Raw genomic sequence first — 9,283 nt, forward strand, 5'->3', positions numbered from 1 at the left:
TCTCTTCGGCATAATCAATCGTATTCTTATAGTCGCGATAACGTTTCAGGGCTTCATCATACAAGACACGCTCGTCCTTGCTCAGATTAGCCACATCCGCTACTTCGAGCAGTTTGTCGCATACGGGGATGTCAAAGGAGCAAAGCCTTTTAAGAAGGATTTATCTCCTGCAAGCGTAAATTTCAATAAAATTAGAGCATAATCGACAAATAGTTTGTAGTTTTGTGCCTCATAGTTGATCATAAATAATTCGTATATGTCAGACAGTATTGTAATTATTCCTACTTACAACGAGAAAGAGAATGTTGAGAATATTATCCGTGCGGTGTTTGGATTGGAAAAAGAGTTTCATATTTTGATTATAGATGATGGTTCTCCCGACGGTACGGCGGATATCGTGAAGCGTTTGCAGAAAGAATTTCCTGAACGTCTTTTTATGGTGGAAAGACAAGGTAAGTTGGGATTGGGTACTGCTTACATCTGTGGTTTTAAATGGGCGATCGAACATAAGTACGATTTCATCTTCGAAATGGATGCCGACTTCAGTCATAATCCGAACGATCTTCCTAAATTATATGCCGCCTGCACGGAGCAGGGAGGCGATGTCGCTATCGGTTCACGTTACAGCAATGGCGTAAACGTGGTGAACTGGCCGCTCGGTCGCGTATTGATGTCTTATTATGCATCTGTATATGTCCGTTTCGTTACCGGAATGAAGGTGCAGGATACGACAGCAGGCTTCAAATGTTACCGTCGCGAAGTGCTTGAAACGATCGATCTCGACCATATTCATTTTAAAGGATATGCTTTCCAGATAGAGATGAAGTTTACTGCTTACAAGTGCGGTTTCAAGTTGGTGGAAGTACCTATTATCTTTATTAACCGTGTATTGGGAACGTCGAAAATGAACTCTTCTATCTTCGGAGAGGCGTTGTTCGGTGTGCTTAAGCTGAAGTGGTGGAGCCTCTTCCGTAAGTATCCTTCTTCTTCACGGCATTGAATGTATCTTATACCTTTGCAACGGTTTTCTTCTTTTTAATATATAAGAACAACTATGGGAATTAAAGAATACTTGAGTCGGCCGGCTCAACCTATTGATAAACCGTGGGTAATCGTTATTCTGAATACTGTTGGTACAGGATTAATTCTAGCTATATTCGAGCCTTTCCATTATATACTGAACAGCATGATACAGCTTTGGGTATTGTGGACTTTCATTTCCATTGCTTTCACAACTTCGGCTTTGGGATTTGTGATAACCCCCAGGCTATTCAAACAGTTCTATACCCCAGAATACTGGACGGTAGGAAAAAAGCTGGTGCACTGTATTTCATTCCTGTTCCTTACCGGCGTTATCGCCTTTATTTACGATTACTTTTTCCTGATACGTGTCGATCCTTGGAGTGACGAGGGAAGAACTTTTTTCTTTAAGTTCCTAGGCATCGATATGGTTGCCGGAATTACAATTCTCGCAATCCCACTGATAATCGGTCTTTTCGTTATTGAGAACAGCAACCTGAAACGGAACCTGCAAGAAGCAGATAAATTAAATCAACGGTTGTCCGAACGTGTAAAGCAGGAGGATGACGTAACAGACACGGTCACTCTGCTGGGGGATACCAAAGACTCCATCGTTATTCTTCCCGAAAAGATCCTTTATATGGAATCTTCCGGCAATTACGTCGACATTTGTTATCTGGAAGAAAGTAAAGTAAAACATAAGTTATTACGCTCGACCGTTAAGCAGATGGAAGAAGCTATGCAAGCCTACTCCTCTTTCATCCGTTGTCATCGGGCTTATATTGTAAATATTAATCACATTACAAATATTGGTGGCAATGCACAGGGATATCGGCTGAGTCTGTCAGGATTGCAACAAGAAATACCGGTATCACGTACCTACTTGAAGAATTTCAAAAGCTTTCTTGACTGAATATTGCTTGCAATTCATCCCTAAAACATGGGACAAAGTGCATAAAGGCAAGCTTTATCACCTATTCCGGACATATATCCCTGTTTTTTGTGATCTTTCTTGACCGCATTTACATTTGCTGAAAATTAATCATTCAAAATAATCAGCGATATGAAAATGTTTGTAGTAAAGAAAGTATTTATCGGCTTAATCTTATTGTTATTTTCTGGTATAAATATCATTGCCCAGAATATTTCAGGAAAAGTGACAGATAAGCAAGGGCGACCGGTTGAGTTCGCCAATATTGTTTTACTTTCCTCAGTGGATTCATCCTTTGTACAGGGAACCGTCAGTGAGATGGACGGGCTGTTTCAACTGCCGATATCTACGAACGAGACTTATATTATGAAAGTATCTTCTGTTGGTTTCCAGACTGTTTATCGGAATACAAATGCCGGAATGACAGAAAACATTCTTTTGCCAAGTGACATGATCCTTCTGGAAGAAGCAGTTATAATAGCCAGACGGCCGGATTATCAGGTTAAAGACGGAACTTTGGTAACACGTATCGAAAACAGTGTATTGAGCCAATCAGGTACAGCCAATGATGTATTGAAGTATATTCCCGGCGTACAAGGACAAGAGGGAGAGTTTAAAGTATTCGGGAAAGGTACTCCGGTCATTTATATTAATGGACGGGAAATGCGTGATGCTTCTGAACTCGACCGTCTCAGTTCCGCCAATATTCGACAGATAGAGGTCATTACAAATCCGGGTGCACGATATGGTGCGGATGTAAAGTCGGTCATTCGTATTAAAACGGTTAAACAAGCCGGAGAAGGTTTCGGTATTGAAGTTCGCTCCACATGGGAACAATCTCAGAATACAGATTTGAATGAACAACTAAACTTGAATTACCGCCATAATAATCTGGACGTTTTCGCACAGTTCCAGTATATACATACAAACTCTGTGCTTATTCAAGACGTTAAACAACAGGTATTTGTCGATACCTTGTGGCAGCAAAGGAACAGAATGGAAGAACATTCGCGATTCAATAATTACTTGGGTGAATTAGGCATGAACTATCTGTTTAACGACGATCATTCGATGGGTATCCGCTATTCAATGACAGCATCTCCCGACGATCAAACAAAAAGCCGGACGGAGAGTGATATTTTTGCCGATACAAATTTCTATGATCACCTGCTCAGTAACGGTCATAGTCAGATAAACCGGAAACCGGCCAGCCACATAAATACCTATTATACCGGAACAATCGGCCGGCTGACTATTGATTTTAATTTCGATATGTTAGAAAGCCTCGTAAATACGGATAATGAAGTGAATGAAGTCAGTCAGGGACATGAGAGCCGGGTTGTTAATTCGACCAACCGGGTAAATAACAAACTATATGCTGGTAAATTAATCCTTTCTCATCCGCTGGGTGGAGGTAATTTATTGTTCGGATCGGAATTTACGAGTATCCGCCGTACTGATTTATTCATTAATCCGCAGGAAATCCTTCCAACCACCAACAGCCGGATCAATGAAGATCGTACCAGTGTCTTTGCTGAATACAGCCGATCCATTCGGTTTGCATACCTGAACGCAGGATTACGCTATGAACATGTCTCTTCTGAACATCCTTACGACAATGTATTTCCTACCTTGTCTCTGGCAAAGCAGTTCGGTAAACTACAGCTTCAACTAGGCTATACTACGAAGACCAAACGTCCGACCTATGCCCAACTGTCCAGTAATTTGCAGTATATTAATCGCTTCACTTTTCAGGGAGGTTATCCTGCTCTAAAACCTGAAACCATACATGATATCACGCTGTCAGGTAGTTATGACTGGCTGCAAGGTATGATTAGTTACCAACGTGAAAAGGACGCAATTCTCTACATCACCGAACAATATGAGGAAAACCCGGCGATCACGATCATCTCACATCGCAATTTCCCTCGTATTGATAATCTCTCCGCTTATCTGGTTGCCGCTCCTAAGATCGGTTGGTGGCAGCCTCAATATACAGTCGGTATCCAGAAACAGTGGGCGAAAGTAGAATATAACGGAAATAAGATTTCCATGAATAAACCTATGCTTATCGCTTCACTGAATAATGGAATACAGTTCCCTCATGACTGGACCGTAAGCGTAAATATGACATTTCAGGGTAAAGGTGATTTTCAAAATATTTATGTCTATAAAAATGTATTCATGATGGATGCCTCTATCACCAAATCATTCTTCAACGACCGACTGTCTATCAATTTGCAAGGGGTCGATCTGACACATGGACGCAAAGACGGTAACCGGATTTACAACAAAGAAATGGATCTGACCGTAGACAATGAAGTAGACAGCCGTGAAATCCGCTTGACCCTCCGCTATAAATTTAATGCGGCAAAGAGTAAATATAAAGGAAAAGGAGCAGCAGAAGAGGAGATAAAAAGGTTATAAATATCCGGATTTTTTCTGCTATTAGTATACAGGTCAGGATTATTATGGTAAATTTGTTGCTTTCAGTACTAAATTCAATATCATGAAACTCTTTACAAACACCTTATTGTTATCCTTACTTTTGTTTTTGCCGGTGAATATGTTTTCGCAGACACCCGGTGAAGAGTTGGAACATATCCGGCAAAACTATATCCAATCTTTAATCGACTCCAACAATGATTCCGACCTGTTGAACCGTATCCTGGCGGGTATTCCGCCTGAGACGGAAATGTCGGATCAGGTGGTTATTGAACTGCATCAGCGGTATCCTTTCAACATGGAGGAGATAAAAGGCTATATGGAACAGATCAATGAAGACGGTTCCTGGCCGGATATCAATTATGCGGATACCAAACGTAGCGGATGGGATGCGAAGAAGCATGCCGACCGTGTGTTGGAACTGGCTAAATTATATCATGCCGAGGGACCATCCTGTACCTGGTCGCCCCGCTTCTCGACTGTGATCCATCAGGCACTCGATTATTGGTTTCGTACGAAGCCGGTCTGTAAGAACTGGTGGTATAACGAGATCGGCATTCCCAAGACTTTCGGTCCGGCTTTTATCCTGCTCCGTACACAGATGACGCCTGCCGAACAGAAGGAGGCCGTCAAGGTGATGGACAACGCACGCTTCGGTATGACAGGACAAAATAAAGTATGGCTGGCCGGAAACGTATTGATGAAAGGGCTTTTACTGGACGATTATGAATTGGTGAAGGCTGCCCGCGACACGATCGTTTCCGAAATAACCACCGGACGCGAGGAGGGAATCAAGGGAGACTGGAGTTTCCACCAGCACGGGCCGCAACAGCAATTCGGCAACTATGGGCTGGCTTATCTCTCGGAGATGAGTTTTTATTCGGGATTGTTCGCCGGAACATCATTGGCCTTGAATGCCGAACAGCAATCTATTCTGAATAACCTGTTGACGGAAGGTTACCGCTGGATCATCTGGCGTGGCTATATGGATGTGAATGCGCTCGACCGCCAGTTGTTTCATAATGCTCCCATCCACAAAGCTCTTGCTATGGGGAATGCTGCGAACTCGCTCCGGAAAGGAAGTTCTCCTGCCGATGCCGGGAAGCTACAAGCTTTCCTCGACGATAATTTTCCTCCGCAACAACCCCGGGGAACAGCCTTTACCGGACAGAAACATTTCTGGGACTCGGATCAGACCATTCACCGTGCACCGAAGTGGATGGCTTCCATAAAGATGGCTTCTGAGCGGGTGATCGGGACAGAGCTTGTCAACGAAGACAATCTGAAAGGTTTTTACATGGGCGACGGTGCCACTTATGTCTATCGTGGCGGGGATGAATATATGAATGTTTTCCCTTTCTGGGATTGGCGTAAGATACCGGGTATAACTTCTTACGAGAGTGACGCACCGGTTCCGTCTCCACGTAGTTATGGTGCACATACCCGCAATGAAACGGCCTTTGTCGGAGGTGTTACCGATGGCCGCACAGGTATGACTGCTATGATCTTGAACCGTGACGGCCTTAACGCCCGTAAATCGTGGGTGATTACCGATGATTTCATGTTATGCCTGGGAGCTGGTATCCAGTCGGACAGTACATTGAATATAACAACTTCCATCGATCAGCGGAAGAAGCGGGGAGATTTGTCTTACTTCGAGAGCAACCGTTGGAATCCGGTGAACGGTACGTTTACCGCCAACGGAAAGGCGTTGCGCTTTTTCCACGATAGCATTGGTTATATCCTGATGCAACCGGAGAACTGTGTGGCAATCTCAGAAAAGCGTTCCGGACGCTGGTCTGACTTTATGGGCTCATACACGCCGCAGACGGTGGAAGGAGAGGTGATATCTCTGTATATCGGCCATCGGAAGCAGGCTCCGGCCTCTTACCAATATCTTATCCTGCCGGCTTCTACGGCCGAACGTACGGCTTCTTTCCGCACGGAAGATATCCGTATACTTCGTAACGATGCCTCTATGCAGGCTGTGGCAATACCTGGTTCTTATTATATTACCGCTTACGAAGAAGGAACGATCCGTCTGGCAGCCGATCTGTCGCTGGAAATAAAAACGCCGGGTATTTACAAGATCGAAGAGAAAGACGGAAATCTCCGTGTCGATGCTGCCGATCCTACTCATACACAATCTTCTTTATCCGTGAAGATCAACGATTATGACTTGAAGATAATCGTGCCATCCGATCATGCTCCGGGACAAAGTGTCACTGTTACTCCGATAATCACTGCACCACAAGTCGGACATATCACTGTGGACGGAAAGAAAGACGACTGGAAGATTGCCCCAGCTGTAACCGGATTGATCGCGCCCTGGGATGGAGCCGTTAAAGACCATACCTCCTTTTCCGTTTGTCATGATAAGAAGAACCTGTATTTCATGTATGAGGTATCCGACTCTACTATTATATATAATGATGAAAAGACCGAAGCGTCGGTAGGCAATAGCGACCGTATCGAATTCTTCATCAGTAAAGATCCGGCCATGGCCGACTACTATTGTGCCGAGATCGATCCGCAAGGAAAAGTTATGGATTATCATGCTCAGTTTTATCGTAAGTTTGATTTCAGTTGGAACTTTAAGGGCTTGAAGCTCGGTACTCATATCGGGCTGGATTCATATATCGTGGAAGGTTCCATTCCTTTGAAAAGTCTGGAGGAAATGGGAGTGATCTCGCCAAAGGGGGAAATACTTTTCGGTATTTATCGCGCCGACTATTATGACCAACAGGAGGATCAAGTGATCTGGTCTCCCTGGATCATTCCGGATGTGGCTAACCCGGACTTTCATATTCCGTCTTCTTTAGGCGTACTGAAGTTGAAATAAAGGTCTGTCTGATTTAATTATCCGCGTAAAGAGTACTTGTCGCAATAACTTCTCCCTGGCAAGTCATTTGTTTTTGAATAGAATCATGTACATTTGTGACAATAAACACAAAATATATGAATAAAATTCTGATAAAAAACGCTTGCATCATTAACGAGGGACGCATGTTTAAGGGATCAGTCCTCATTGATGGAGATAAGATAGCCGAAGTTCTTGAAGGAACTGTTCCTGAAACGACAGGAAACGTACAGGTAATCGATGCCGAAGGAAAACTTCTGTTGCCGGGAGCCATTGACGACCAGGTGCATTTCCGCGAACCGGGCCTGACGCATAAGGGAGACATCTCCAGTGAAAGCCGTGCCGCCGTAGCCGGTGGTATAACGACCTTTATGGATATGCCGAACACCAAGCCGCAGACAACTACCGTTGCCGATCTGGAATGGAAGTTACAACGAGGTGCGGAAACCTCTGCTGCCAACTACTCTTTCTTTTTCGGAGGAACGAACGATAACATGGATGAGATTCGTAAACTGGATCGTAGTCGCATACCGGGCTTGAAGCTCTTTCTCGGTTCTTCAACGGGAAATATGCTGGTAGATAAAAAAGAAAGTCTCGAACGTATCTTCGGCGAAGCGGATATGCTGATTGCCATCCATGCGGAAAAAGAAGAAGTGATCAAACGTAACCTGGCCTATTACACCGGACTGTATGGCGAGGATCTCGATATTTCCTACCATAGCAAGATCAGAAGCGAAGAGGCTTGTTATGCATCCTCTTCGGAAGCGGTAGAATTGGCAACGCGCCTGAATTCCCGTTTACATATTCTCCATCTGTCTACCGCCAAGGAGTTGACATTGCTGAGTAACACAATCCCTTTGAGCGAAAAGAAAATTACAGGCGAAGTATGTGTGCACCATCTCTGGTTTCATGATGGCGATTATGCTAAGTACGGTAACCGGATCAAATGGAATCCTTCCATCAAGACGCTGGCCGACCGTATCGCTTTGCGTGATGCCGTTAAAAATAATACGATCGATATCGTGGCAACCGATCATGCTCCGCATTTATTGTCGGAGAAGGAGGGAAGCTGCTTGAAAGCTGCCTCGGGTGGTCCGTTGGTACAACATTCACTGGTGGCTATGCTCGAAATGGTGGCTGAAGGTTGTTTTACGTATGAAAAGGTAGTGGAAAAGATGGCGCATATGCCGGCAGAACTATTCCATATCGACCGTCGAGGATATATCCGTCCGGGTTATTATGCCGACCTTGTACTGGTCGATCCGGATAAGAGCTGGACAGTTGCTCCCGAAAATATAATGTATAAATGCGGCTGGTCGCCTTTTGAAGGAACGACGTTCCACCACAGTGTTTCCCAAACATTCGTGAACGGAGAGCTGGTTTATGACAATGGCAACATCAATGATACCGTTCGTGGAATGGAAGTCCGGTATATTTGATTCATGAATAACATATACGAAGAGCGGCTGGGTACCGATAGGATGTTGCCGCTTGTTTTCCGGATGGCACTTCCTGCGGTAATTGCCCAGATGGTCAATCTGCTTTATAATATAGTAGACCGTATTTATATCGGCCATATTCCCGGAATAGGAACTCCGGCGTTGGCCGGTATCGGTGTGGCAGGCTCTATTATTATCCTGATCTCCGCTTTCTCTGCTATCGTGGCCGGTGGAGGTGCTCCGCTTGCTGCTATTGCACTCGGGCAAGGTAACCGTCAGCAGGCCGGAAAGATACTCGGAAATGGTTTTGTCCTTCTATTGTTATTCACTGTCCTGACATCCAGCCTGTCGTATATATTCATGGAGCCGATACTGTTGTTTACCGGCGCATCCGAACAAACGCTGGGGTATGCGACAGACTATCTCTCGATTTATCTTATCGGTACCTTGTTTGTGGAGATATCGGTCGGTTTGAATACTTTTATCAATACGCAGGGACGTCCTGCCATAGCGATGTGGTCGGTGGTAATTGGTGCCATACTCAATATCCTGCTCGATCCGCTTTTCATTTTTGTATTCAATATGGGG

General features: G+C 44.5%; 6 protein-coding genes. All 6 read left to right on the plus strand.

What is annotated here, in order from left to right:
* The first annotated feature begins 256 nt into the window (after positions 1-256).
* Complete coding sequence (locus QZ076_RS21435) at positions 257-1,000, plus strand: polyprenol monophosphomannose synthase (RefSeq protein WP_293717146.1); 744 nt, start codon at positions 257-259, stop codon at positions 998-1,000.
* A gap of 54 nt (positions 1,001-1,054) precedes the next feature.
* Entirely contained in the window at positions 1,055-1,933 is an 879-nt protein-coding gene (locus QZ076_RS21440) for a LytTR family DNA-binding domain-containing protein (RefSeq protein ID WP_293717147.1), read from the plus strand.
* Between the two features lie 150 nt (positions 1,934-2,083).
* Positions 2,084-4,378, plus strand: coding sequence for an outer membrane beta-barrel family protein (locus QZ076_RS21445; RefSeq protein ID WP_293717148.1), 2,295 nt, complete (start codon positions 2,084-2,086; stop codon positions 4,376-4,378).
* 82 nt (positions 4,379-4,460) lie between these two features.
* Positions 4,461-7,238 (plus strand): polysaccharide lyase family 8 super-sandwich domain-containing protein, encoded by a 2,778-nt coding sequence (locus tag QZ076_RS21450; RefSeq protein WP_293717149.1) that lies wholly within the window; start codon positions 4,461-4,463, stop codon positions 7,236-7,238.
* A gap of 116 nt (positions 7,239-7,354) precedes the next feature.
* On the plus strand, positions 7,355-8,695 hold the full coding sequence (locus QZ076_RS21455; protein WP_293717150.1) for a dihydroorotase: 1,341 nt from the start codon (positions 7,355-7,357) through the stop codon (positions 8,693-8,695).
* A 3-nt stretch (positions 8,696-8,698) separates the two neighbouring features.
* The coding region (locus QZ076_RS21460; protein ID WP_293717151.1) for an MATE family efflux transporter at positions 8,699-9,283 on the plus strand (585 nt) is incomplete at its 3' end.

Source organism: uncultured Parabacteroides sp. (assembly GCF_905196875.1).
Lineage (GTDB): Bacteria > Bacteroidota > Bacteroidia > Bacteroidales > Tannerellaceae > Parabacteroides.